The sequence below is a fragment of the Ornithinicoccus halotolerans genome, from assembly GCF_009602535.1.
Lineage (GTDB): Bacteria > Actinomycetota > Actinomycetes > Actinomycetales > Dermatophilaceae > Ornithinicoccus > Ornithinicoccus halotolerans.
The window spans coordinates 1-24393 of the sequence record NZ_WIQI01000020.1 but is presented as its reverse complement, the minus strand read 5'-3'; the positions used below and the strand labels follow the sequence as shown (position 1 = coordinate 24393).

The window sequence follows — 24393 nt, the reverse complement described above, 5'->3', positions numbered from 1 at the left end:
CCGAGCGGCAGGGGTCGCCCGGTTTCTGCTCCCCGAGGACCGCAGCCGGCACGACTTCGGCCCCCAGCGGCTACGCCGGCTGCCTGCAAAGAGAGGAAATCACCACCCAACGGAAGGCGAGCGAATGACGATCACGACCACCACGGACGCCTATCCCACCCGACTGTCCAGCGAGCCGAGCGTGATGCCGCGCCAGGACAAGGTGGTGCACGGGACGGCCGCGGACGGGCCGTTCGACGCGGGCGCGCTGCAGCACTTCGAGGACACCGGCTACGTCCTCATCGACCAGCTGGTGACCGCCGAGGAGCTGGCCGAGATGCGGGAGGAGCTGCGCCGGCTGTCCCTGGACCCCGCGGTGCGTGCCGACGAGCGCACCGTGGTCGAGGCCAAGTCCCAGGAAGTGCGCAGCATCTTCGAGGTGCACAAGAGCAGCCCGCTGTTCCGGCGCATCGCGACCGACCCGCGGGTGGTCGGCCGGGCGCGGCAGATCCTGGGCTCGGACGTGTACATCCACCAGAGCCGGGTCAACTTCAAGCCGGGCTTCGAGGGCAAGGAGTTCTCCTGGCACTCGGACTTCGAGACCTGGCACGCCGAGGACGGCATGCCCACGCCCCGGGCGGTCAGCATCTCGATCTCGCTGACCGACAACTACTCCTTCAACGGGCCGCTGATGATCATGCCCGGGTCCCACCAGCAGTACGTCTCCTGCGTCGGTGAGACCCCGGAGGACAATTACAAGTCCTCGCTGGTGATGCAGGGTGCCGGCACGCCGGACAAGGAGACGCTGACCCGGTTCGCCGACGAGTACGGCATCGACGTGCTCGAGGGCAAGGCCGGCGGCGCCATCATGTTCGACAGCAACTGCATGCACGCCTCCAACGGCAACGTGACCCCGTTCCCGCGCTCGAACGTCTTCATCGTGTTCAACAGCGTGGAGAACGCCTGCGGCGAGCCGTTCGCCGCGCCCGCGCCGCGCCCGGCCTTCCTGGGCGCCCGCGAGGTCGAGCCGGTGGGCTGAGGCCGGTCAGTCCTGCCGGGGCCGGGCACCTGCGGGTGCCCGGCCCCGCTCCGGCACTGCGTCGAGCTCGCGGACCAGCCAGACCAGGTCGCCGAGGTCGCTGTCCTGCTCGACCCGTTCGGTGCGCGTGAACCCGACCTTCTCGAGCACCCGGAACGAGGGTGCGTTCCAGACCCGGACCGTGGACCACAACCGGGCCCAGCCCGCCGCGCCGGCGGCCGCGACGACGGCCCCGGCCGCCTCCGTCGCGTACCCGCGCCCGTGGACCCGGCGGATGAGCTCGAAGGCCAGCTCGGGCTCGGCCGGAGTCCCCCGGCCCACCACCAGGCCGCAATAGCCGATGAAGTCGCCCGCGGGCTTCCTGGTCACGGCATACAGCCGGAACCCGCTGCGCTGCGACTCGGCCAGGTCGCTGCGCAGCGAGGACCGCAGGTCGCTCACCGTCGGGCGGCCGTCCGCCCCGATGCGGCGCGCCGACCGGGTGTCCCGCTCGGCCCACAGCTCGCGGACGTCGGCGGCGTCGTCCTCGGACCACGACTGGAGGGCGAGCCGCTCGGTCTTGATCCGGTCGGGCATCGTCCGCTGGTCCACTCCCCGAGCACACCACAACCGGCGACGGCGCGCAGCACGCTGCCCCGGCGGCAGTGGCTGCCGCGGTCAGTGGCTGCTCACGCCCGTCCGGTCGATCTGGTCGTGCGCCTCCGCGGCACCCGCCTCAGCGGTCTGCGCGGCCGATCCGGCGGGCTGCTCGTAGCGGCGCAGCTCCCGGTTGCTGAGGGCCACCCAGACCACGCCGACCACGCACGCCAGGCCGCCACTGACCAGCGCCACGGGGGCCGAGGTCAGCCCCGCGACGAACCCGGCCCGGGCGTTGCCGACGTCGGGGCCGGCCGCACCCACGACGTGGTCGACCGCCGAGACCCGGCCACGGTGGCTGTCCGGCGTGGCCAGCTGCACGATCGCCCCGCGGGCGGTGACCGACAGCGTGTCCGCGGCCCCGGCGACGGCCAGCGTGGCCAGCGCCAGCCACAGCTGACCGGCCAGGCCGAACCCGGTCAGGCCCAGCCCCCAGACGCCGGCGGCCACGAACTGCACCCGGCCGAGCCTGCGGGCGCGCGTCACCGCGCCCGACAGCAGCAGCCCCGCTGCGGTGCCGCCGACGGCGATCGCGCTCAGCAGCAGCCCGAGGACCTGCGGGTCACCTCCGAAACGCTCCTCGTTGACCAGCGGGAACAGCGCGATCGGCATGGCCGTCAGCGTCGCCACCAGGTCGGTCACCATCAGCCCGCGCAGCACCGGGCGCCGGGTGACGAACCGGACCCCCGCCACCGTGGCTCGCCACCCGGCGCCCTGCCCGCGGGCGACCGGGACGGCGGGCAGCCGCCACACCGCCCACAGCGAGACCGCGGCAGTGACGGTCTCGAGGAGGTAGCAGACGGTCAGCCCCCACCAGCCGATGACGGCTCCTGCCAGCGCCGGGCCGACCAGCATGGCCACCTGGAAGGCCAGCATCTGCAGCGCGACACCCGCCGCGACCAGGTCGGCGGGCAGCAGCCGCGGCACGAAGGTGCGCTTCGCCGGCGCCCCCAGTCCGCCGCAGGCCGACATCACCGCGACCAGCCCCAGCAGCAGCACCAGCGACTCCACCCGCAGCACCGCCTGCAGGGCGAGGCCGGCGCCGGCGACCAGCTGGCCCAGCGTGGTCAGCAGGACCAGTTTGCGACGGTCGACCGCATCGGCCCAGGTGCCGCCGAGCAGCCCGCAGACGATGAGCGGTACCGCCCGCACCAGCCCGAGGACCCCCGTCCAGACCGGGTCGCCGGTCAGCTCCCAGACCTGGAAGAGCACGGCGACGGTGGTCACCTGCTGGCCGAGCGCACTGAGGGAGCTGCCGAGCCACAGCCGGCGGAACGGCGCGCTGGACCGCAGCGGGCGCACGTCGAGCAGGTGCCGGCGCGGGCTCACTGCTGGCCCCGGGACGGGGCCAGGTGAGCGTCCACCCGGTCGCGGAACCCGCGCCGGGCCAGCGCCTGCTGGAGGTCCCGCACGACCTGGCTCAGCGGGTACGGGACCTCCCGCTCCAGCTCCTCCCACGCCGCCTCGGTGGCGCGCCACTCGTCCTCCAGCCACGGCACCAGCTCGCGTCCGGCGCCGGTCAGCACCACCCGGCGGGTGCGGGCGTCGTCGCCGGGCGCGCTGGTGACCAGCCCCTCCCGTCGCATCGCGGCAACCGTCTGGCTGGCGGCCGAGTGGGTACGGCCGGTGGCCTCGGCCAGCTGCCGGACCGTCATCGGTCCCTGGTGCGCCAGCCGGATGAGCACCATGCTGAAGCGTGGCCGCACCGCCGTGATCCCCCGCTCGTCGTAGAGCGAGGACAGCTCTTCCTCCATGTGGTCCAGCAGCTGCTTGAGCGGGCGCAGCGTGCTGCTGGTGGTGGGATCGGCGGCAGCGGTCACCGCGGCAATATAACAGCACTGTCAGATATCGGTGGCAGCGGCCGCGGTGAGGGCGCCGCTCAGGCGCCGGCCGCGACCCCGCCGCCCAGCCGCTGGCTGGCCTGCTCGATCGCGCTGGGGGACAGCGCGTGCCCGGTCGCCATCGCCAGTGCACCCCGGACGCCGACCTCCGCGCCCGCGCCGGAGGGCATCACCCGAAGGTGCTGGGTGGCCAGCGGAAGCGAACGCCGGTACACCACCTCGCGGATACCCGCCAGCAGGTGCTCCCCGGCCTCCGCGAGCCGTCCCCCGATCACCACGACCGCGGGGTTGACGATGTTGACCAGCGACGCGACGACCTCGCCGATGTCGCGGCCGCCCTCCCGCACCACCTGCACCGCGGTCCGGTCACCGCCCCGCACCAGGTCCACGACGTCCTGCGACGTCCGTGCCGGCACCCCCGCCTCCCGGAGCCGGTCCGCCAGCGCCGGGCCGGCCGCGACCGCCTCCAGGCACCCCTCGTTGCCGCACCGGCACATCACGCCCGTGCCGCGCGAGACCCGCACGTGGCCCAGGTCACCGGCCGTGCCGCGGTCGCCGCGCTGCAGCGCGCCGCCGGAGATGATGCCGGCCCCGATGCCGGTCGCGACCTTGATGAAGACCAGGTCGGACACGTGCGGCAGGTGCACCTGCTGCTCGCCGAGCGCCATGATGTTGACGTCGTTGTCCACGAGCACGGGGACCGGCAGCGTCCGCTGCAGTGCCCCCGGCACGTCGTACCGGTCCCAGCCGGGCATGATCGGCGGGTTGTTGGGGCGTCCGGTGGAGTGCTCCACCGGGCCCGGGAGGCCCAGGCCCACGGCGGCCAGCTCCGCCAGCCCGCGGCGCTGCCGCTCCAGCATGCTGGTCACCGCGTCGGTCACCCAGCCCAGCACCGCCTCCGGCCCCTCGGCGACCTCCATGTCGACCCGCGCCTCCTGCAGCACCTGGCCCGCCAGGTCACCCAGGACGGCGTGGACGTGCGTGGCGCCCACGTCCACGCCCGCCACCACCCAGCCTGCGGGGTTCAGCGCCAGCAGCGCGGGACGGCGCCCGCCGGTGGACACACCGTCCCCGTAGGGCGTGACCAGCCCCAGCTGCTGCAGCACCTCGATGCGGGCACGCACCGTCGACCGCGACAGCCCGGTGGCCTCGGCCAGCTGGGCCCGGGTCCACGGTCGGCCGTCCCGGAGCAGCTCGAGAACGTCACCGGGGCGCACGCCGTGCAGTGAACCACGGCGGAACTTCGCACGTCTAGACAGCATCTTCTGGATACCTCTCGACAAAAGTCGTCGCGCTCTGCCACAGTGCCTTCCATGCGCGCCGACGAGGACGTAGCAGCGGGGGTGCCCGAACCAGCCGTGGTGCTCCGGGTCGAGGGACTCACCAAGAGCTTCCTGGGCACGACGGTGCTGCGCGACGTCGACCTGACGGTGCGGGCCGGCGAGGTGCACGGCCTGGTCGGCGAGAACGGCGCCGGCAAGTCCACGCTCATGAAGGTGCTCGCGGGGGTGCACCAGCCGGACTCGGGGACGGTGCGGATCGAGGGCCGGGAGGTCCACTTCACCCACCCCGTCCAGGCCCAGCGCGCCGGCATCTCCACCGTCTTCCAGGAGTTCAACCTGCTGCCCGACCGCACCGTCGCGGAGAACCTCTCCCTGGGCCGGGAACCGCGCCGCCGCGGCCTGGTCGACACCCGCCAGATGGTCGAGGACGCGGCCCGGCTGCTGGCCGACCTCGGGGTGGAGGGGCTGGACCCCCGGCGGGTCACCCGCTCGCTCTCGGTCGCCGAGCAGCAGGTGGTCGAGATCGCGAAGGCGGTCGGCCAGGACGCGCGGCTCATCTCCATGGACGAGCCCACCGCAGCGCTGGCCGAGCACGAGGTGTCGCTGCTCTACTCGATCATCGCCCGCATCCGGGCCCGCGGGGTGGCGATCCTCTACGTCTCGCACCGGCTCAAGGAGGTCTTCGACCTGTGCGGGCGGATCACCGTCCTCAAGGACGGCGAGCGCGTCGTCACCGCCGCGGCCGCCGAGCTGGACGAGCAGTCGCTGGTCCGGCACATGGTGGGCCGGCCGCTCACCACGTTCTTCCCGGACCCGGCGCCGGGCACCACGCCCGGCGAGCCACGGCTCACCCTGCAGGACGCGGGGAACGGGTACGTCGACGGCATCACCCTGCAGGTGCGCCGCGGGGAGATCGTCGGCCTGGCCGGACTGCAGGGCTCCGGGCGCACCGAGCTGGTCGAGGCGGTCTTCGGCGCCGAGCCGTTCACCCGCGGCCAGATGGAGCTGGACGGCGCCCCGGTGCGGGTCACCACCCCGCGGCAGGCCATCCGGCACCGGATCGCGCTGGTGACCGAGGACCGCAAGGCCACCGGGCTGGCGCTGCAGCAGTCCCTGCTGGACAACGCCCTCGGGGTGGTGCGGGCCAGCTTCCCCCGTCGCACGGCCGCGGCGCGGGACGCCATGCCAGGCACGCTGTCCTCCCTCGCCGTGTCCGCCCGCAGCCTGGCCCAGGAGGTGCAGTACCTCTCCGGCGGTAACCAGCAGAAGGTGGTGCTGGCGCGGTGGCTGGCCATCCGGCCCCGGGTGGTGCTGCTGGACGAGCCCACCCGCGGCATCGACGTCGGGGCCAAGCACGCCGTCTACGAGCTGATGCGCGGGCTGGCTGCCGAGGGGGTGGCGGTCCTGATGGTCTCCAGCGAGCTCCCCGAGGTGCTGGGGATGGCCGACCGGATCCTGGTGATGCGGGACGGGCGGCTGGCCGGCGAGCTCACCGGTGCCGCCACCGAGGAAGAGGTGCTGGCCGTCGCGACGGGCGCCGACACCCACGAGGGCGCCGCATGACCGGCGCGCTGCGGCTGCCCCGGGGGGTGCCACTGACCTCGACCGGCATCGTCTACCTGGTACTGCTGCTGGTGGTCCTGCTCAGCACCGTGCTCACCGCGAGCGCCGGCCGGAACTTCTTCAGTCCCGGGAACCTCTCCGCGGTGCTGACGGGGATGAGCGTGCTGGGGTTCATCGCCATCGGCCAGACGCTGGTGATCCTGGCCGGCAGCCTGGACCTCTCGGTGCCCTACGTCACCAGCCTGTGCAGCCTGGTGGCCGGCACGGCCATGGCCGGGCAGACCAGCAACGTGGTCCTCGGCGTGGTCGTCGCGCTGGGGACCGCCTCCGTCATCGGCCTGGTCAACGGGCTGGTGGTGGCGGTGCTGGACGTGCACGGCTTCATCGCCACCCTGGGCATGGGGCTGATCATCAGCGGCTACCTGGCCAGCAACTACCAGGGCAGCGCGGGCAGCGCGCCCCGGGCGTTCCGGCTCTGGGGGGCCACCCACATCGGGCCGGTGCCCCTCTCCACCCTGGTCATGCTGGGCTGCGCCGCCCTGGTGATCGTGCTGCTGCGCCGCACCCGGATGGGCCACCACCTGTACGCGGTCGGCGGCAACCGGGAGGTGGCGCGGATGTCCGGCGTGCAGACGGTGCCGCCGGTGGTGGTGGCGCACGTGCTGTGCTCGCTGCTCTCCGGCGTCGCGGGTCTGCTGCTGCTGGCGCGGCTGAGCGTCGGCAGCCCGACCATCGGGTCCCAGGGCGGCTACGACCTGATGTCGATCGCAGCGGTCGTCCTGGGCGGCACCGTCCTCGGTGGCGGCAAGGGCAACGTGCTCGGCACCCTCGGCGGCGTCGCGATCTTCGCGGTCCTGGACAACGTGATGAGCGTCATGGCCGTCAACCCGTTCCTCAAGGACGTGGTGCGCGGCCTGGTCATCATCGTCGCGGTCGCGGTCTACGCCCGGCGCAGCACCGGTGGGCGTCCGGCCCGGTTCGAGCGTCCCTCGGTCACTGACGCCGCCCTGCAGGAGGCCCGATGAGCGCCCCGACCGTCGTGGACAGCACGCCGCGGCCCGCCCTGCCCGCCCGGGAGGGGAGCCTGCCCGCGCGGGTGCTGCGGGGGGCCGCTACCCCCGGCGGCGGTGTCGTCGTGCTGGTGCTGCTGCTGCTGGCGGCGATCATCGCGGCCAACCCGGTCTTCGGGCAGCCTGAGTCCCTCATCCGGTTCGTGGGGCGGACCGCCCCGATCGCGATCGCCGCGCTCGGGCAGTACTTCGTCATCGTCTCCGGGGAGTTCGACCTGTCGATGGGCGCGGTCGTCACCACCCAGGTGGTGATCGCGGGCAACCTGATCGGCCAGGAGGACTCCCGGGTGGTCCCGGTCCTGCTGCTGATGCTGGTCATCGGCGCGCTGATCGGCGTCGTCAACGGGCTGGCGACGACCTGGCTGAAGGTGCCGAGCTTCATCGTCACCCTGGGCACCATGCTCGCCCTCTCCGGGTTCGTGCTGTGGTGGACCGGCGGCGCCGCCCAGGGCAACCCGGTCGACTCCTTCCGGCAGATCGGCCGAGGCGGCATCGAGGGGGTCCCCGTGGTGGGCGTCCTCCCCTACCCCGCCCTCATCCTGACCGTGCTGGCGGTCGGCGCCGCCTGGCTGCAGACCCGTCCGTTCGGCCGCACCCTCGTCGCCGTCGGTGACAACCCCGAGGCCACCCGGCTGGCCGGCGCGTCGGTGTGGGGGCTGAAGACCCGCGCCTTCGTTCTGTCGGCGCTGTCGGCGACCGTGGCCGGGATCATCCTCGTCGGCTACGCCGGCGTGCACCCCTCGGTGGGCCGCGGCTACGAGTTCACCGCCATCACCGCCGTGGTCCTCGGCGGCGTGGTGCTGGGCGGCGGCCGCGGGTGGGCGCTGAGCGCGGCGGCCGGCGCCTTCGCCCTGGAGCTGTTGTTCACCCTGCTGACCTTCCTCGGCGTGCGCTCGACCTGGCGGGACACGGTGCAGGGCGTGATCATCATCGTCGCCGTCGCCGTGGCCGGCCGCGCCTGGCAGCGGCGCGCCACCCGCAGGCGGCCCGCCGCCCCCGACACAGCTGAGACCGACCCGGGCACAACGACAGGAGAGAGATGATGCGTACCACGATCGCGCGCGGGGGCCTGGCAGCCCTGGCGTCGCTGGCGCTCGTCGCCGGCTGCTCGACCGACCAGTCCCTCGACAACCCGCCCGCGGAGGAGGACCCGGCCGCGGCCGAGGACACCGCCGGGGACACCGCCGAGGACACGGCTGAGGACCAGGCCGGCGGCGGCTCCGACGAGTGGTTCGACCAGGCCGTCTACGAGGAGCAGGACCAGCAGCGCAGCGCCACCTTCGAGGGACCGGAGGACCAGCCGTGGCTGCAGTACATCGACGGCGAGATGGCCGACACCTCCGAGTACACCGCCGACGGCCCGCAGAAGGTCTGCTTCTCCAACGCCTCCATCGACAACCCCTGGCGGCAGACCGGCTGGATCACCATGAACCAGCAGCTGCAGGTGCTGCAGGACGAGGGCGTCATCAGCCAGATGGAGACCCGGGACGCCCAGGCCGACGACAACGCCCAGATCGCCGACATCGACTACTTCATCGCCGAGGGCAACTGTGACGCCTTCGTCATCTCGCCGAACTCCACGGCGGCGCTGACCCCGGCGGTCGAGCGGGCCTGCGACACCGGCAAGCCGGTCGTCGTCTTCGACCGCGGGGTGGAGACCGACTGCGCCACCACTTTCATCCACCCCATCGGTGGCTACGCGTGGGGCATCGACACCGCCGAGTTCCTGCTCGAGCACCTCGAGGAGGGCGACAAGGTCATCGCGCTGCGGATCCTGCCCGGGGTCGACGTGCTCGAGCACCGGTGGGCCGCCGCGCAGCGGATCTTCGAGGACGCCGGGATCGAGGCGGTGGACTACTTCACCGGCGCCGACCCCACGGAGATCAAGTCGATCATCTCCGATGAGCTGACCACCGGCGAGGTGCAGGGCGTCTGGATGGACGCCGGTGACGGAGCCGTCGCCGCGATCGAGGCGTTCGAGGACGCCGGACGGGACTACCCGGTGATGACCGGCGAGGACGAGATGAGCTTCCTGCGCAAGTGGGAGGACACCGGGCTGACCGGGCTGGCGCCGGTCTACTCCAACTTCCAGTGGCGGACCCCGCTGCTGGCGGTGGAGAAGATCTTCGCCGGCGAGGAGGTGCCCCGGGAGTGGGTGCTGCCGCAGGAGCCGATCAGCGAGGACGAGCGGGCCGACTTCCTGGCCGCGAACGAGGGCATGCCCGACGGCCACTACGCCAAGTTCGGCGGCGAGGACCTGCCCGGCTACCCCGAGGTCTGGCAGGAGCGCATCATCCCGTGACCGGCCCGGTCCGTCCTGCCCCGCCGCTACCGCTCTGACGGAGGTGTCCGCGTGCGCCCGATCGGGATCAACACCTGGGTGTGGACCTCGCCCCTGACCGATGACTCCAGCGGCCCGCTGCTGCGGCACGTCGCCGAGCTCGGCTTCGACGCCGTCGAGCTGCCGCTGGAGCAGCCCGGTGACCTGTCACCGGACGTGCTCGGCCCGCTGCTGGAGGAGACCGGGCTGTCCCCGCACGTCGTGGCCGCCATGGCCCCCGGCCGGGACCTGCTGGCAGCGGACCCGGAGACGGTGCGGCACACCCAGGACTACCTCCGGGGCTGCCTGGACCTGGCCGGGGCGATCGGGGCGCCCGCCGTGTGCGGGCCGGTCTCCAGCGCCACCGGCCGGGTCTGGCGGATGTCCGGTGAGGAGCGCCGGGCGGCGGAGCGGCAGTGGCGCAGCGCGCTGGCGCCGCTGGTCGAGGAGGCCGGTGACCGCGGCCTTGCCCTCGGGTTCGAGCCGCTGAACCGCTACGAGACGTCGCTGGTCAACACCGTCGAGCAGGCGCTCACGGCGCTCGAGGGCCTGCTCGGGCCCGCCCTCGGGCTCGCGCTGGACAGCTACCACCTGGGGATCGAGGAGCGCTCCACGGCCGGAGCGGTCCGCACGGCCGGCGAGCACCTGGTCCACCTGCAGGTGTGCGGCAACGACCGGGGGGCGCCCGGGGGCGACCAGACCGACTGGCCGGCGCTGGTAGCGGCCCTGGACGACGTGGGCTACCAGGGGCCCCTGGTCATCGAGAGCTTCACCCCCGACAACGCCGCCATCGCCCGGGCGGCCTCCATCTGGCGGCCGCTGGCGGCGAGCCCGGACCAGCTGGCGCGGGACGGCCTGGCCTTCCTGCGCTCGCTCGCCACCGACCACGACCTCCCCCCGACCGAGACGAGGAAGCCATGACGCCCGACCATCGCCAGGACGCCCCGCTCGGTGTCGCCGTCGTCGGCCACTCGTTCATGGGCCGGGCCCACTCCAACGCCTGGCGCAACGTCGCCGCCTTCTACCCCGACGCCCCGGCGGTTCGCCGGCGGGTGCTGGTCGGCCGGGACGCGGCCAGGGTGGCCGACAGCGCCGCGCAGCTGGGCTGGGAGGAGGCCGCGACCGACTGGCGCGCCGTGCTGGACCGCCGCGACGTGGACGTCGTGGACGTCTGCACCCCTGGCCACCTCCACGCCGAGGTCGCCGTCGCGGCCCTCGAGGCCGGTAAGCACGTGATCGTCGAGAAGCCGCTGGCCAACACCGTGGCGGAGGCGGAGCGGATGCTCGCCGCCGCCCGGCGAGCCCGGACCGACGGGGTGCGCGCGATGGTCGGCTTCAACTACCGACGCGTGCCGGCCCTCGCCCTGGCGCGGGAGCTGGTGCGGGAGGGCCGGCTGGGGACGGTGCGGCAGGTCCGCGTGAGCTACCTGCAGGACTGGCTGGTCGACCCGGGGGCGCCGATGACGTGGCGGCTGCGCCGGGAACGGGCCGGCTCCGGGGCGCTGGGCGACCTCGGCTCGCACGCCGTCGACCAGGTGCACGCCCTGCTGGGCGAGCCGGTCATCGAGGCGCAGGGGCGGCTGCAGACGTTCGTCACCGAGCGCGACGGCGAGTCCGGACCGGAGCCGGTCACCGTGGACGACGCCGCGTGGGCGACGCTACGGACCCGGTCCGGCACCGTGGTCAGCCTGGAAGTCTCCCGCATGGCGACCGGCCGCAAGAACGCGCTGCAGGTCGAGGTGTACGGCTCCGCGGGGTCGCTCGGGTTCGACCTGGAGTCCCTCAACGAGCTCCGGCTGCTGACCGCGGAGGGGGAGCAGCGGCTCCAGGGTCCGCGTCGGGTCCTGGTCACCGAGGCCGACCACCCGTACCTGGACGCGTGGTGGCCACCCGGCCACATCCTCGGCTGGGACCACACGTTCACCTCCCAGGCTGCCGACTTCCTGCGCGCCATCGCCCGCGGGCAGGACCCGGCGCCCGGCTTCGAGGAGGGTTACGCCGTCCAGCAGGTACTGGACGGTATCGCTCGCAGCGCGGACGCCGGGGGCGCCGCCGTCTCCGTGACCACCACCGCACCGACGAAGGAGTGACCGACCGTGACCGAGACCAGCACGCCGCGCCGCCGCTTCACCCTCTTCACCGGCCAGTGGGCCGACCTGACGCTGGAGGAGGTCGCCTCCCTGGCCGCCGGATGGGGGTACGACGGGCTCGAGATCGCGGTGTCCGGGGAGCACCTGGACGCCTGGCGCTGGGACGACGACGCCTACATCGAGGACCGGCTGGACGTGCTGCGCCGCCACGGGCTGCAGGTGTGGGCGATCTCCAACCACCTGAAGGGCCAGGCGGTCTGTGACGACCCTATCGACGAGCGCCACCGGGCGATCGTCGGCGACCGGGTGTGGGGCGACGGGGACCCCGAGGGGGTGCGGCAGCGCGCCGCTGAGGAGCTGCAGCACACCGCCCGGCTGGCCCAGCGGCTCGGCGTCGACACCGTCGTGGGGTTCACCGGCTCCTCGATCTGGAAGTACGTCGCGATGTTCCCGCCGGTGCCACCCAGCACCATCGAGGCCGGGTACCAAGACTTCGCCGACCGCTGGAACCCGATCCTGGACGTCTTCGACGAGTGCGGGGTCCGGTTCGCCCACGAGGTGCACCCGTCCGAGATCGCCTACGACTACTGGACGACGGTGCGGACGCTGGAGGCGATCGGGCACCGGGAGGCGTTCGGTCTCAACTGGGACCCCAGCCACATGCTGTGGCAGGACATCGACCCGGTCGCCTTCATCACCGACTTCGCCGACCGCATCTACCACGTGGACTGCAAGGACACCCGGATGCGGACCGGCGGGGGGCGCAACGGCCGGCTGTCCTCGCACCTGCCGTGGGGCCACCCGCACCGGGCCTGGGACTTCGTCTCGACGGGTCGGGGCGACGTGCCGTGGGAGGACTGCTTCCGGGCGCTGGCCACCGCCGGGTACGAGGGGCCGATCTCGGTGGAGTGGGAGGACGCCGGGATGGACCGGCTCCATGGCGCCAAGGAGGCGCTGGAGTACCTGCGCGGGCTGGACTTCCCGCCTGCCACCGCCAGCTTCGACGCCGCCTTCGACCAGGGCTGAACGGCGCCGGCCACCCTGACTCGCCGGGGTGCCCCGCACGCAGCCGCGGGAGGCGGTCGTGGCACGCTGGAGCATGCCCTCCACCGAGCGCCCGGTGACCGCCGCCGACATCGACGCGGCCGCGCACCGTCTCGACGGGATCGTGACCCGCACCCCGCTGACCGAGCAGCGTCGGCTCAGCGCCCTCGCCGGTGCCCGCGTGGTGCTGAAGCGGGAGGATCTGCAGTCGGTCCGCTCCTACAAGGTCCGCGGCGCGACCAACCTGATCGCGCAGCTGGACGAGGACGAGCGGGCCCGCGGGGTGACCTGCGCCAGCGCCGGCAACCACGCTCAGGGCGTGGCCTTCGCGTGTAACCGGCTCGGTGTCCGGGCCCGGATCTTCCTGCCCCGCACCACCCCGCGGCAGAAGCGGGACCGGGTGGCACGCATCGGGGGCGAGTCGGTCGACGTGGTCGTCGAGGGCGCCGGCTACGACGAGGCGTCGGCGGCAGCCGACCGGTACGCCCAGCAGAGCGGGGCGGTGGTGGTACCGGCGTTCGACGACGCCCGCACGGTGGCCGGGCAGGGCACCGTCGTCCGGGAGGCGGTCGAACAGCTCGGGCAGGTGCCCGACGTCGTCGTGGTGCCGGTCGGCGGCGGCGGGTTGCTGGCCGGGACGGTCGCCTGGCTGCGCGAGCACAGCCCGGGGACCGAGCTCATCGGGGTGGAGCCGGCCGGCGCGGCCAGCATGTCGGCGGCGCTGTCCTCCGGCGGGCCGGTGACGCTGCCCCACATCGACCCGTTCGTCGACGGGGCCGCGGTGCGCCGGGTGGGCGAGCTGCCCTACCAGGTCGTGCACGAGGCCGGTGTGCGGATGACGGTCATCCCCGAGGGCCGGGTGTGCCAGGAGATGCTGGCCCTCTACCAGGCCGACGGGATCGTCGCCGAGCCGGCGGGAGCGTTGGCACCGGCGGCCGTCGCGGATCTGCTCCCGGCACGGGAGCAGACCGTCCTGGTGGTGCTCTCCGGCGGCAACAACGACGTGCTGCGCTACCCCGAGATCGTGGAGCGGGCCCTGGTCTACGAGGGACGCAAGCACTACTTCCTGGTGGACTTCCCGCAGGAGCCGGGAGCGCTGCGCCGCTTCCTCGACGAGGTGCTCGGGCCCGAGGACGACATCGCGCTGTTCGAGTACGTCAAGCGCAGCAACCGCGAGACCGGCCCGGCCCTGGTGGGGATCGAGCTGGGCCAGCCGGAGGACCTGCCGCCGCTGCTGCAGCGGATGGCGACCTCATCCATCCAGGTGGAGCAGATCCCCCCGGACAGCCCGCTGTTCCGCTTCATCCTGTAGCGGCCGCCTCCGACGTCTCCGGCGCTCACGGAGCGGCCGGGCGGCGGCGGGACCACAGCGCCCGCAGCCCGCGTAGCAGCAGCTGGTGGACCAGCACGCCACCGGCGGTGTTGAGCGCGCCCAGGCCCGCGGCGGTGAGTACCTCGCCCTCGGCTATGACGCCCTCGATCAGCAGGAGGGTGGGCCAGGCGAGCGCGCCGCCGATCACGGCCTGCCACCACCACCGGCCGAGCAGCAGGCCGACCAGGACCATCGTCGGGATCACGGGACACCTCCACAGGTGACCTCACCCTGGCACTACCCCGTCGGCGGCGTCCACTGGCGGCCCGCCACCGAGTCGGCCCCCGCCCGAGCCACCCGCTGCGGTGGGTCACCCCCCGGGCCCGGACCGGTCAGCGGAGCAGCAGCCAGGCCAGCAGCGCGGGCCCGGCCAGGGTGAGCAGCAGCAGCAGGAGCACCCAGGCTCCCGCCGGGACACCGGTCAGCGAGGCCAGCCGGGCGGCGTCGGAGGACCGGTCGCGGCGCCGCCGCCGGCCCCGAGCCAGGTCCAGCACCGCCCGTGGCGCCGTGAGCAGGAGCATCCACAGCAGCACGTGGGCCGCGCCGACCAGCGCCGCCGGTGGCAGCAGCCAGCTCGCCACCGCGACGCCGCCGCCCAGGCCGAGCACCAGCAGCCAGCCGGTGACGTTGCGCACCACCAGCATCAGCACGGCGCAGAGCGCGACGAACCCCCACAGCAGGCCCGCGGCGTAGCCGTACCCGAGCAGCCAGGCCCCCGCCAGCCCGGTGACCGTCGGCGCGGGGTACCCGGCCAGCAGCGTGAGCACCATGCCCGGCCCGCGAGCGGGGCCGCTGGAGGAGGTGAGCCCCGAGGCGTCGGTGTGCAGCCGGATCCCGCTCAGCCGCCTCCCCGCCAGCAGCGCGACCGTGGCGTGGCCCACCTCGTGCACCAGCGTGGTCGCGTGCCGAGCCGCCCGGGCCACGGGCGGGAGCGCGAGCAGCACCACCGCGACGCCGGCGAGCGCGAGCACGGTCGCCGGCTCGGGCACCGACTGCGGAGTGACCGCCCGTCGCCAGACCTCGGTCAGCACCTCCACCAGCGACTCCACCGGGCCATCCTGCCCGGCGCTGCTGTCACCCGGCTGAGCGGGCGACGCGGCGCGGCCACCAGAACGGCTCGCCCAGGCTGTGCACCACCGCCGGCACCAGCACGGTGCGCACGACGAGGGTGTCCAGCAGCACCCCCAGGCAGATCACCGTGCCGATCTGGGCGAGCACCACCAGCGGCAGCACGCCCAGCACCGCGAACACCGCCGCCAGCAGGATCCCCGCGCTGGTGATCACCCCGCCGGTCGCGGCGAGGGCCCGCAGCACACCCTCGCGAGTACCGCTCGCGGGCGCCTCCTCCAGGGTCCGGGTGATGAGGAAGATGTTGTAGTCGACACCGAGCGCCACCAGGAACAGGAAGGACAGCAGCGGCACCGACTCGTCCAGCGCCGAGAACCCCAGCGGGCCGGTGAACAACCACCACGAGACACCGAGCGCCGCGGTGTAGGACAGCACCACCGAGGCCACCAGCAGCGCCGGCGCCAGCACCGAGCGCAGGATCCCGGCCAGCGCCAGCAGGACCAGCACCAGGATCGCCGGCACCAGCAGCCACCGGTCCCGCTCGGCGCCCTCCCGCGAGTCCAGGGCCTGGGCGCTGGTGCCGGTGACGTGCCACGCGGTCCGCTCCCCGTCGGGGGCCTCCTGCAGTGCCTGCCGGACCCGCGCCACCAGCTGGGCGGCCTGCTCGGTGCCGGCGGGCTCGTCGTGCAGCAACCGCAGCTCGGTGACGCCACCGCCCTGGCCGGCCGGGCTGACGGTGACCACCCCCGCCACCTGGCCGAGCCGCTCGGTGAGGTCGGCGACCGCCGTCGGGTCCTCGGTCTCGCTCACCACGACCACCGGGTCGGCGAGGCCGGCGGGGAAGGACTGGGCCAGCCGCTGCCCCGCGGTGATCGCCTCCGGCTCCTGCAGGAACTGCTCCGACGGCGAGAGCCCGAGCCGGACCTGGGTGCTGCCCGCACCCGCGGCCAGGAGCACTGCGACGGTGACCGCGACCATGACCGGTGCCCGGCGCGCGACCAGGTCACCGACGCGCCGCCAGCCGGTCCGGCCCTCGCTGAGCACCTGCTGGCCGACCCGTGGCACCCGCGGCCAGAACACCCACCGTCCCGGCAGCACCAGCACCGAGGGCAGCACCAGCAGCACCGCCGCCGCGGCGACCGTGACGCCGACGGCGCACGCCAGCCCCAACCCGCGCGTGGTGGGGAAGACCGAGAACAGCAGCACCAGGACGCCGATGACGACGGTGGCCGCGCTGGCCAGGACCGCCTCGGCCGTCCGGCGACGGGCCACCGCCACCGCGGCGTGCCGGTCGTCGCGCAGCCGCAGCTCGTCGCGGTACCGGGAGACGAGCAGCAACGCGTAGTTGGTGCCGGCCCCGAAGACCAGCACCGACAGGATGCCCTCGGTCGACTCGTCCCACGGGACGCCGGCCAGGGCGAGCACCTGGGTGGCCAGCACGACCGCCACCCGGTCCGCCAGCGCCACCACCGCCAGCGGGAGCAGCCAGAGCACCGGGCTGCGGTAGGTCACCAGCAGCAGCACCGCGACCACCGCGGCCGTGACGGCGAGCAGCGTGGTGTTGGCCCCCTCGAACACGGCCGCGAGGTCGGCCTCGATCGCCGCCGGACCGGTGACCTGCGCCGTCACCCCGTCCGGCGCGCCCTCCCGCAGCACCTGCCGGAGCCCGGCAACCTCGGCCTGCGCCTGGGTGGCGGTCTCGGTGGGGACCTGCACGACCGCGGTGGCGGCAGTTCCGTCCTCGGCCGGGGTGAGGGCCGGGCCGGCACCAGTGACCAGCTGCTGCCCCGCCGGCAGCTGCCCGAGCAGCTGCTCGAGCTGCGGCAGCTGCTCCGGGATGTCGCCGTCAGCAGTGAACAGCACGACGGCGGGAGCCTCGTCGTCGTCCTGCGGGAGCCGCTCCCGCAGCACCTCGGCGCGGGTGCTGTCGTAGCCCGCCGCCAGGTCATCAGTCGTGGCAGGGCTGCGCTCGGCGGGGCCGACGCCCAGCAGCACCCCCAGCCCCACCAGCAGGCCGAGCAGCGTCACGGCCCACGCGCGGCGACGCCGACCGGTGCCGTGGCCGGTGCGGTGGCGCCCCGGCTGCGGCGGCCCGGCGACCGAGCCGGTCCTCGTCATCACCGGCTGAACCTAGCCGGTCGCCGGTGGGCACGCACCGGAGAGCCGGCCGTGGCGGCGCGCGACCCGGGTCACCCGCGGGGCCGCCCCAGGATCCAGTAGCCGCAGAAGTAGACCCGGCGCTTGTCCATCCCGCGCTCGGAGACCAGGTGACGGCGCACCGAGGCCGCGAGCTCCTTCTCGCCGCACGCCCAGGCGAACGTCGGGGCCGGTAGGTCAGCCGCGGCCAGTGTCTCGGTGACCGCCTGGCCGGGGGCGCGGTCACCGCGGTCGACCACGGCCACGGTCCCCGCCAGCCCCGCGGCCAGCGGCGTCAGGTCCGGCAGCACCCCCGGGCCGGGCACCTCGAGGAACACGTGCGGCCGCACCCCGGGACCGGCCTGCTCCAGGATCCCGCACAGCGCCGGGAAGGCGGTCTCGTCGGCCACGAGCACCTGGTCGCCGGCGGCCGAACCGAGTCGGTAGCAGCTGGAGCCGGTCTGGAACCCGGCCAGCTGCCCGGCCTGCGCGCGGCGCACCCAACTCGACCCGGGTCCGTCGTCCCCGTGCGTGACGACCTCGACATCGACCTCGCCGGCCTCCGGCCGGTGCCGGCGCACGGTGTACCACCGCAGGTCCGGGCGCTCCACCTCCGGCAGCTCGCCGAGGGCGCCCCGCAGGTTGCTGCCGGCGAGCCGGGACAGGTCCGGCAGCTCCTGCCCGGGCTGGGGCATGACCAGCCCGAAGTACTCGTCCGGCCCGAGCGTGCGGTACTCCCGCAGCTGCGGTGCGGCCAGCGTCAGTCGCCGGTAGTGCGGTGTCACGTCCACCACGTCGGTGACCGTGACCGGGAAGCCGTGATGGTGCTCCCGTTCGATGGGCATGGCCATGGTCCGCGCGTACGCGGCGCGGCGCACGCGGGTCCTGACGCGCTCCAGGGTCGTGGTCACGAGGCACCTCCTGCGGTGGTGGCGGTAGCGGCCGCGCCCGGTCGGGCGGCGGCGCCGGGTCGGGCGCTGGTCGAGCGGTGCCGGCCCACCGGCACCACGGTCAGGTCGCCGTCGGGTTCCTCCCAGCGGACCCGGCAGCGGACACCGAAGACCTGCTCGACGGTCTCGGCGGTGACGACCGCACGGGGGGCGCCCTGGGCGGCGATCCGGCCCTCGCGGACGGCGACCAGGTGGTCGGCGTACCGAGCCGCCATCGCCAGGTCGTGCAGCACCATCACGACGGTGGTGCCCTGCTGGGTGGACAGGTCGCGTACCAGGTCGAGCACCTCGACCTGGTGGGCGATGTCGAGGAAGCTGGTCGGCTCATCCAGCAGCAGCAGGCCGGTGCGCTGGGCCAGGACCATGGCGATCCAGACCCGCTGCCGCTGCCCGCCGGAGAGCTGGTCGACCTCCCGGCCGGCCAGGTCCTCGGTGCCGGTCACCGCGAGCGCCTCGGCCACGACGCGGTCGTCGTCCCGGGTCCACTGCCGCAGCAGCCCGCGGTGGGGGTGGCGGCCGCGGCTGACCAGCTCGGCGACGGTGATGCCGTCGGGCACGACCGGGCTCTGCGGGAGCAGGCCGACCTCCCGGGCCACCTGCCGGGTGGGCATCCGGTGCAGGTCACGGCCGTCCAGCAGCACCTGGCCCGCGGTCGGCCGGAGCAGCCGTGCCAGCCCCCGCAGCACCGTGGACTTGCCGCAGCCGTTCGGCCCCACGACGGCGGTCACCTGCCCGCGGGGCACCGCCAGGTCGAGGCCCTCGACGACCGGGCGGCCCTGGTAGCCGAGGGAGACACCCTGGGCGACCAGCGCGGTGCCGCCCGTCGCGGGAGCGGCGGGCCCGGCGTCCGGGCCCATCCCGCCCGCCGGGCCGCTCACCGCGGGCGGCGCGTGCCGGGTGGACGGGGTCTGGACGGCGGTCATGCGGCCTCCTGGCGTGAGGGGCGGGTGGACACGAGCAGCCACAGCAGGAACGGCGCGCCGGCGAGCCCGGTGACCACGCCGACGGGCAGGTTGGTGCCGGGCAGCGCGTACGCCGCCAGGTAGTCGGCGACCACGACGATGACGGCGCCGACGACGGCGGCGGCCGGGATGGAGGTGTGCCCGCCCAGCAGCCGGCGCGCGATCGGACCGGCCAGGAACGCGACGAAGGCGATCGGCCCGCAGACGGCGGTCGCGGTGGCGGTCAGCACCACGACCAGCCCCATCGCCTGCGCGCGCACCTGGCGCGGCGGCACGCCCAGGCCGTGGGCGAGGTCGTCGCCGAGCTCGACCAGCCGCAGCCGACTGGCGACCGCGGCCAGCAGCGGCAGCGCCACGGCCACGACGAGGGCCATCCGGCCGATCTCGGCCCATCGGACGCCGGTGAGGCTGCCGGTCAGCCACACCATGGCCTCGTGGGCGCGGTAGACGTCGGCCGTGAGCAGCACCCAGTGCACGACCGAGGTGAGCATCGCGGCCAGCGCCACGCCGGTGAGGATCATCCGGTAGGGAGCCGCGCCCGCCGCCGCACCGGACAGCAGCAGGATCGCGGCGGCGACGGCCGCGCCGCCGGCCAGCGCGGCGACGGTGACGGCCGGGCCGCTGCCGCCGAGGACCACGAGCGTGAAGACGGCCGCCGCCGAGGATCCCATCGTGATGCCCAGCACGTCCGGGCTGGCCAGCGGGTTGCGGGCCATCGCCTGGAAGGTCGCGCCGGAGGCGCCCAGCGCCAGGCCGGCGCAGGTGCCCGCCAGCGCCCGGGGGAGCTTGGACTCCATCAGGATGAAGCTGGCCCCCGGGATCTCGGTGCCGGTGACGATCCGCAGCGCGTCCGGGACGGTGATGGTGAAGTCGCCCAGCAGGACCCGCACCAGGAACGCAGCCAGCCACCCGGTCACGAGCGCCGTCAGCACCAGGCCGGAGCGCCGACGGGTGCGCGCCCGCACCCGGGCGGGGAGACCGGGGTCGCCCGGCGGCGCGGTGGCCGGGCCGGCCGGTCGGGTGGCGGCGGTGGTGGTGCCCAGCGTGGTCATCGCATCGCCGTCCGCCGCACCAGCAGGATGAGCGCGGGGGCGCCCAGGACGGCGGTCATGATGCCGACCTGCACCTCCGAGGGCGGGGAGACGACCCGGCCCAGCACGTCGGTGGCCAGGACCAGCACCGGCCCGACGAGGGCGCTGCCCAGCAGCACCCGGCGGTAGTCGGGGCCGGTGACCAGCCGGACCAGGTGCGGCACGACCAGCCCGACGAAGGCGATCGGGCCGGCCAGTGCCACCGCGCTGGCCGCGAGCGCGACCGCGCCCAGCGCCACGACCCCGCGGGCGAGCAGCGTCCGCTGGCCGAGGGCCCGCTCCAGGTCCTCCCCGAGGGCGGTGGCGTTGAGCACGGGACCGGACAGCGCCACGATGAGCAGCCCGGCGAGCAGGACCGGGGCGACCCCGGTCACGAGCTCGACCGAGCGGCCGGCGATCGAGCCGACCTGCCAGAACCGGAACACCTCCAGCGCCCCGTCGTTGGTCACCAGCACGCCGGCGACGACGCTGGTCACTCCCGCGGTGAGCGCGGCGCCGGTGAGCGTCATCGTGAGCGGCTGCGGCCCGGCGGGCCCGAGGGAGGCCACCCCGTAGACGACGGCTGCCGCCAGCACGCCGCCCAGCATCGCGAACCAGACGTAGCCGCTGGCGCCACCGAGGATCCCGGCCTGGATGCCGAGGACGATGGCCAGTGCCGCGCCGGCGTTGACGCCGAGCAGACCGGGGTCGGCGAGCGGGTTGCGGGTCAGCCCCTGCATCGCCGCACCGGACAGCGCGACGGCCACCCCGACCAGGACGCCGATGACGGTGCGGTCCGCGCGGGCGCGGACGATCGACTCGGTCGGCGAGCCGGTGCCGTCGCCGCCGAGCAGCGGCGCCAGCCCCTGCAGCACGTCGGCGGGCGGCAGCGTCCGGGCGCCCACCGCGACCGACAGCCCCGCGCACACGGCGAGGACCGCCAGGCCGATCAGGCCCGCGGTCCACCGCACGCGCGGCGGCGTGCCGGTCAGCGTGGTCACCGCTCCGCGCCCTCCTCCAGCTGGCTCGCGGCCTCGGCGGCCTGCGGCAGGAACTGCTCGATGACCACCGGGATGGACAGCGGGGTCGGGGAGGTGATGGCGGTGACCAGCGGCTGGTCGGTGAGGACGGCGTAGGAGCCACGCTCGAAGGCGGGCACCTGCTGCAGCAGGGTGTCGCTGGTGATCTGCTCGGCCTGGGCTTCGTCCTCGGTCCAGAAGAAGACCAGGTCGGCGTCCAGCTCATCGGCACGCTCGGCGGACAGGGTCGCCGAGAAGCTGTCGTTGCCCTCGCTGAGCTCGGTCACGATGCCGGCGTCCTCCATGCCGAACTCGCGGGAGATCTGCGGGCGCAGGTCCTGGGTGGTGTAGAGGCCGATGCTGGACAGGTCGCCGGGGGTGAACCAGGTCCACGCCACGGTCCGGCCCGCCAGGCCCGGGTGCTCCTCGCGGGCGGCCTCAATGGCGGCCTCGGTGTCGGCGAGCACCTGCTCGGCCTCGGCGGTGCGGCCCAGCGCCTGGCCGACGATCTGCAGCGACTCCCGCCACGGCGTGGCCCAGGCGACCTCCGGGTAGGCCACGGTGGGGGCGATCTTGGACAGCCGCTCGTACTCCTCGGCGGTCATGCCGGAGTTGGTGCCGAGGATCAGGTCCGGCTGCACGGCGGCGATCTCGTCCACGGGGATGCCGTCGCTGTCGTCGTAGCGAGCGATCTCGGCAGGGTCACCGCCCTGCTCGGTGACCGCCTGGTCGAACCAGTCGGTGGAGCCCTGCTCGTTGCCGCCCCAGCTGATCTTGGTGGCCCCGACCGGCAGCTCGCCGAGGGAGACCATCACGTCGTGGTCCACCCAGCCCACGGTGGCGACCCGCTGCGGGTCCTCCTCGATGGTGGTCTCGCCGTGGGCGTGCTCGATGGTCACCGGGAACTGGTCGCCGGCCGGCTCGCCGCTGGCGGTGCTGCCGGCGGCGTCACCCTGCCCGCTGCCGCCGGTCTCCCCACCTCCCGCCGGGCCGGTGCTGCACGCCGCGAGCAGCACCAGGCCGGTGCTCGCGACTGCCAGGGAGGTGAGGGATCGGGACATGGACGGCTCCTGCGGCTCGGTCAGCTCTGGTGCTCGGCCGCGCGGACCGAACACCGCTGAGGTTAGGCAGCCCTAACTCCATTTAGCAAACGGGCGGCTGCGGTATTCGGCCGCGAGGACCCGCCAGACCCTGCGCGGCTCCCCCGGCACCCACCTACGATGGTCGGCATGGCCGCTACCGACCCCCGGTCGGTGCCCACCCTCGTGGTCACCGTGTCGGACCGCTCCGCCAGCGGGTCCCGCCCCGACCGGTCCGGGCCGCGGCTGGTCGAGCTGCTGACCCAGGCCGGCCACCGGGTCGACGGACCGCTCGTCATCCCCGACGGCGCCGACTCGGTCGCGGCGGCGCTGCGGGAGGCGGTGGCCGAGGGCTACCGGCTCGTGGTCACCACCGGCGGGACGGGCGTGGGACCCCGGGACTACACGCCGGAGGGCACCCGGCAGGTGCTCACCCGGGAGCTGGACGGGGTGGCCGAGCAGCTGCGCCGCGAGGGCGCCGCGCACACCCCGATGGCCGCCATCTCCCGCGGCACGGCGGGCGTCATCGACCCGGCCGAGGGCACCGGCGGGGGCACTCTCGTGGTCAACCTGCCCGGCAGCGTGCGGGCCGTCGAGCAGAACCTGCCCGCGCTGCTGCCGCTGGTGCCGCACCTGCTGGTGCAGCTGGACACGGGGGACCACGGATGACCGAGCAGCCGCTGACGGACGGGTTCGGCCGGCGACACCGCGACCTGCGGGTGTCGCTGACCGACCGGTGCTCGCTGCGCTGCACCTACTGCATGCCCGAGCAGGGCGTGCCGTGGCTGGCCAAGCCGACGCTGCTGTCGACCGAGGAGCTGCTGCGGCTGGTGGCGATGGCGGTCGACCTGGGCGTGACCGAGGTGCGGCTGACCGGCGGGGAGCCGCTGCTGCGGCGCGACCTGGTCGACGTGGTCGCCGGCATCGCCGCGATGACCGGTGACGACGGGCCGGTCGAGGTGTCGATGACCACCAACGCCCTCGGCCTGGACAGGGTCGCCGACGACCTGCGGGCGGCCGGGCTGGCCCGGGTCAACATCAGCCTGGACACCCTGCGGCCCGACACCTTCCGCGAGCTGGCCCGGCGGGACCGGCTGGACGACACGCTGCGGGGGGTGCGGGCCGCCGCCGAGGCGGGCTTCCACCCCGTCAAGCTCAACACCGTGCTGCTGCGCGGGGTCAACGACCAGGAGGCGGTCGACCTGCTCGCGTTCGCGCTCGAGCACGGCTACCAGCTGCGCTTCATCGAGCAGATGCCGCTGGACGCCGGTCACACCTGGACCCGCCACGGCATGGTCACCGGCGAGGAGATCCTCGACCGGCTGCGCACCGCCCACCGGCTACAGCCGGTGCCCACCCGCGGCAGCGCACCGGCCGAGCTGTTCCTCGTCGACGGCGGCCCGGAGACGGTGGGCGTGATCGCCTCGGTCACCGCACCGTTCTGCGGGGCCTGCGACCGGCTGCGGCTCACCGCCGACGGGCAGCTGCGCACGTGCCTGTTCGCCACCGGCGAGACCGACCTGCGCACCCCGCTGCGCGCCGGCGCCGGCGACGAGGCGCTGCAGCGGCTGGTGACCAGCGCGCTGGCCGGCAAGCGGGCCGGCCACGACATCGACGACCCCGCCTTCCTGCAGCCACCTCGACCGATGAGCGCCATCGGCGGCTGAGCCGGGTCACCCCAGCGGGCGCTCCCGCCAGCGAGCCAGCTGCTCGGGGGTGTCCACGTCGCCCAGGTGCTGCTCGAGCCCGGTGGCCGCCGCCAGCCGCAGCGGCTCCACCAGCCGGCGCACCGGTGCCCCCAGAACGACGGCTTGTCCCAGCCGACCGCCCAGACCGCGCGCGCCATCACCGGGGTGATGTCGGGGCCGAGGT

Annotated in this window: 24 protein-coding genes; 11 read left to right on the top strand and 13 right to left on the bottom strand. The window is 74.4% G+C overall.

From position 1 onward, the window contains the following. Positions 1–124 precede the first annotated feature (124 nt). Entirely contained in the window at positions 125–1018 is an 894-nt protein-coding gene (thpD, locus tag GFJ45_RS06090) for an ectoine hydroxylase (RefSeq protein ID WP_153395205.1), read from the top strand. Between the two features lie 6 nt (positions 1019–1024). On the opposite strand, the gene GFJ45_RS06085 is transcribed toward thpD, so the two are convergent. From GFJ45_RS06085 to GFJ45_RS06070, 4 genes are all read right to left on the bottom strand, one after another. After that, complete coding sequence (locus GFJ45_RS06085; protein ID WP_228386583.1) at positions 1025–1609, bottom strand: GNAT family N-acetyltransferase; 585 nt, start codon at positions 1607–1609, stop codon at positions 1025–1027. Positions 1610–1675: 66 nt separating this feature from the next. Continuing rightward, positions 1676–2983: an MFS transporter gene (locus GFJ45_RS06080; protein ID WP_153395203.1), complete on the bottom strand. Its 1308-nt coding sequence runs from the start codon at positions 2981–2983 to the stop codon at positions 1676–1678. Beyond that, on the bottom strand, positions 2980–3474 hold the full coding sequence (locus GFJ45_RS06075; RefSeq protein ID WP_228386581.1) for a MarR family winged helix-turn-helix transcriptional regulator: 495 nt from the start codon (positions 3472–3474) through the stop codon (positions 2980–2982). Before GFJ45_RS06075 ends, GFJ45_RS06080 begins: the two co-directional genes overlap by 4 nt. A gap of 59 nt (positions 3475–3533) precedes the next feature. Continuing rightward, positions 3534–4712: an ROK family transcriptional regulator gene (locus tag GFJ45_RS06070; RefSeq protein WP_228386579.1), complete on the bottom strand. Its 1179-nt coding sequence runs from the start codon at positions 4710–4712 to the stop codon at positions 3534–3536. Positions 4713–4808: 96 nt separating this feature from the next. On the opposite strand from GFJ45_RS06070, the gene GFJ45_RS06065 reads away from it, so the two are divergent. From GFJ45_RS06065 to ilvA, 8 genes are all read left to right on the top strand, one after another. After that, a complete protein-coding gene (locus tag GFJ45_RS06065) occupies positions 4809–6341 on the top strand; it encodes a sugar ABC transporter ATP-binding protein (protein WP_153395199.1) in 1533 nt (510 codons plus the stop codon). Beyond that, positions 6338–7366 carry an ABC transporter permease gene (locus GFJ45_RS06060; RefSeq protein WP_153395197.1) on the top strand — a complete coding sequence of 343 codons (1029 nt, stop codon included), beginning with the start codon at positions 6338–6340 and terminating at the stop codon, positions 7364–7366. The genes GFJ45_RS06065 and GFJ45_RS06060 overlap by 4 nt, the downstream gene beginning before the upstream one ends. Beyond that, on the top strand, positions 7363–8454 hold the full coding sequence (locus GFJ45_RS06055) for an ABC transporter permease (protein WP_153395195.1): 1092 nt from the start codon (positions 7363–7365) through the stop codon (positions 8452–8454). Before GFJ45_RS06060 ends, GFJ45_RS06055 begins: the two co-directional genes overlap by 4 nt. Beyond that, a complete protein-coding gene (locus GFJ45_RS06050) occupies positions 8451–9713 on the top strand; it encodes a substrate-binding domain-containing protein (RefSeq protein WP_153395193.1) in 1263 nt (420 codons plus the stop codon). The genes GFJ45_RS06055 and GFJ45_RS06050 overlap by 4 nt, the downstream gene beginning before the upstream one ends. A 51-nt stretch (positions 9714–9764) precedes the next feature. After that, positions 9765–10652 carry a sugar phosphate isomerase/epimerase family protein gene (locus tag GFJ45_RS06045; RefSeq protein ID WP_153395190.1) on the top strand — a complete coding sequence of 296 codons (888 nt, stop codon included), beginning with the start codon at positions 9765–9767 and terminating at the stop codon, positions 10650–10652. Further along, entirely contained in the window at positions 10649–11821 is a 1173-nt protein-coding gene (locus GFJ45_RS06040) for a Gfo/Idh/MocA family protein (protein ID WP_153395188.1), read from the top strand. Before GFJ45_RS06045 ends, GFJ45_RS06040 begins: the two co-directional genes overlap by 4 nt. 6 nt (positions 11822–11827) lie before the next feature. After that, positions 11828–12847 (top strand): sugar phosphate isomerase/epimerase family protein, encoded by a 1020-nt coding sequence (locus GFJ45_RS06035; RefSeq protein WP_153395186.1) that lies wholly within the window; start codon positions 11828–11830, stop codon positions 12845–12847. 73 nt (positions 12848–12920) lie between these two features. Further along, positions 12921–14177 carry a threonine ammonia-lyase IlvA gene (gene ilvA / locus GFJ45_RS06030; protein ID WP_153395237.1) on the top strand — a complete coding sequence of 419 codons (1257 nt, stop codon included), beginning with the start codon at positions 12921–12923 and terminating at the stop codon, positions 14175–14177. A gap of 25 nt (positions 14178–14202) precedes the next feature. Here ilvA and GFJ45_RS06025 read toward each other — a convergent pair whose 3' ends face one another. The 8 genes from GFJ45_RS06025 to GFJ45_RS05990 form a co-directional block, all read right to left on the bottom strand. After that, positions 14203–14442, bottom strand: a complete 240-nt coding sequence (locus GFJ45_RS06025) for a hypothetical protein (RefSeq protein WP_153395184.1) — start codon at positions 14440–14442, stop codon at positions 14203–14205. Positions 14443–14569: 127 nt separating this feature from the next. Then, the gene (locus tag GFJ45_RS06020) at positions 14570–15286 is read right to left on the bottom strand and encodes a M50 family metallopeptidase (RefSeq protein WP_228386587.1); all 717 of its coding nucleotides are present in this window, start codon (positions 15284–15286) and stop codon (positions 14570–14572) included. A 25-nt stretch (positions 15287–15311) separates the two neighbouring features. Then, complete coding sequence (locus tag GFJ45_RS06015) at positions 15312–17423, bottom strand: MMPL family transporter (protein WP_153395233.1); 2112 nt, start codon at positions 17421–17423, stop codon at positions 15312–15314. Between the two features lie 71 nt (positions 17424–17494). Next, positions 17495–18352 carry a siderophore-interacting protein gene (locus tag GFJ45_RS06010; RefSeq protein ID WP_153395182.1) on the bottom strand — a complete coding sequence of 286 codons (858 nt, stop codon included), beginning with the start codon at positions 18350–18352 and terminating at the stop codon, positions 17495–17497. Further along, complete coding sequence (locus tag GFJ45_RS06005) at positions 18349–19248, bottom strand: ABC transporter ATP-binding protein (RefSeq protein ID WP_153395230.1); 900 nt, start codon at positions 19246–19248, stop codon at positions 18349–18351. The genes GFJ45_RS06010 and GFJ45_RS06005 overlap by 4 nt, the downstream gene beginning before the upstream one ends. A gap of 62 nt (positions 19249–19310) precedes the next feature. Further along, positions 19311–20405 (bottom strand): FecCD family ABC transporter permease, encoded by a 1095-nt coding sequence (locus GFJ45_RS06000; RefSeq protein ID WP_153395180.1) that lies wholly within the window; start codon positions 20403–20405, stop codon positions 19311–19313. Continuing rightward, the gene (locus GFJ45_RS05995; RefSeq protein ID WP_228386577.1) at positions 20402–21424 is read right to left on the bottom strand and encodes a FecCD family ABC transporter permease; all 1023 of its coding nucleotides are present in this window, start codon (positions 21422–21424) and stop codon (positions 20402–20404) included. Before GFJ45_RS05995 ends, GFJ45_RS06000 begins: the two co-directional genes overlap by 4 nt. Next, on the bottom strand, positions 21421–22503 hold the full coding sequence (locus tag GFJ45_RS05990; protein ID WP_153395178.1) for an iron-siderophore ABC transporter substrate-binding protein: 1083 nt from the start codon (positions 22501–22503) through the stop codon (positions 21421–21423). The genes GFJ45_RS05995 and GFJ45_RS05990 overlap by 4 nt, the downstream gene beginning before the upstream one ends. Before the next feature lie 168 nt (positions 22504–22671). On the opposite strand from GFJ45_RS05990, the gene GFJ45_RS05985 reads away from it, so the two are divergent. Together GFJ45_RS05985 and moaA are read left to right on the top strand one after the other, a co-directional pair. Beyond that, entirely contained in the window at positions 22672–23190 is a 519-nt protein-coding gene (locus GFJ45_RS05985; RefSeq protein ID WP_153395176.1) for a MogA/MoaB family molybdenum cofactor biosynthesis protein, read from the top strand. Then, on the top strand, positions 23187–24188 hold the full coding sequence (moaA, locus tag GFJ45_RS05980) for a GTP 3',8-cyclase MoaA (protein WP_153395174.1): 1002 nt from the start codon (positions 23187–23189) through the stop codon (positions 24186–24188). Before GFJ45_RS05985 ends, moaA begins: the two co-directional genes overlap by 4 nt. A 6-nt stretch (positions 24189–24194) precedes the next feature. On the opposite strand, the gene GFJ45_RS16710 is transcribed toward moaA, so the two are convergent. Then, positions 24195–24393: hypothetical protein (locus GFJ45_RS16710; protein ID WP_228386575.1), on the bottom strand; the 199-nt coding region annotated here is incomplete at its 5' end.

Excerpts from the sequence above, each read along its gene's own strand:
- thpD (WP_153395205.1), top strand. The coding sequence starts at position 125 with ATGACGATCACGACCACCACGGACGCCTATCCCACCCGACTGTCCAGC.
- GFJ45_RS06065 (WP_153395199.1), top strand. The coding sequence starts at position 4,809 with ATGCGCGCCGACGAGGACGTAGCAGCGGGGGTGCCCGAACCAGCCGTG.
- GFJ45_RS06060 (WP_153395197.1), top strand. The coding sequence starts at position 6,338 with ATGACCGGCGCGCTGCGGCTGCCCCGGGGGGTGCCACTGACCTCGACC.
- GFJ45_RS06055 (WP_153395195.1), top strand. The coding sequence starts at position 7,363 with ATGAGCGCCCCGACCGTCGTGGACAGCACGCCGCGGCCCGCCCTGCCC.
- GFJ45_RS06050 (WP_153395193.1), top strand. The coding sequence starts at position 8,451 with ATGATGCGTACCACGATCGCGCGCGGGGGCCTGGCAGCCCTGGCGTCG.
- GFJ45_RS06040 (WP_153395188.1), top strand. The coding sequence starts at position 10,649 with ATGACGCCCGACCATCGCCAGGACGCCCCGCTCGGTGTCGCCGTCGTC.
- ilvA (WP_153395237.1), top strand. The coding sequence starts at position 12,921 with ATGCCCTCCACCGAGCGCCCGGTGACCGCCGCCGACATCGACGCGGCC.
- GFJ45_RS06015 (WP_153395233.1), bottom strand. The coding sequence starts at position 17,423 with ATGACGAGGACCGGCTCGGTCGCCGGGCCGCCGCAGCCGGGGCGCCAC.
- GFJ45_RS06005 (WP_153395230.1), bottom strand. The coding sequence starts at position 19,248 with ATGGGCCCGGACGCCGGGCCCGCCGCTCCCGCGACGGGCGGCACCGCG.
- GFJ45_RS06000 (WP_153395180.1), bottom strand. The coding sequence starts at position 20,405 with ATGACCACGCTGGGCACCACCACCGCCGCCACCCGACCGGCCGGCCCG.
- GFJ45_RS05990 (WP_153395178.1), bottom strand. The coding sequence starts at position 22,503 with ATGTCCCGATCCCTCACCTCCCTGGCAGTCGCGAGCACCGGCCTGGTG.
- GFJ45_RS05985 (WP_153395176.1), top strand. The coding sequence starts at position 22,672 with ATGGCCGCTACCGACCCCCGGTCGGTGCCCACCCTCGTGGTCACCGTG.
- moaA (WP_153395174.1), top strand. The coding sequence starts at position 23,187 with ATGACCGAGCAGCCGCTGACGGACGGGTTCGGCCGGCGACACCGCGAC.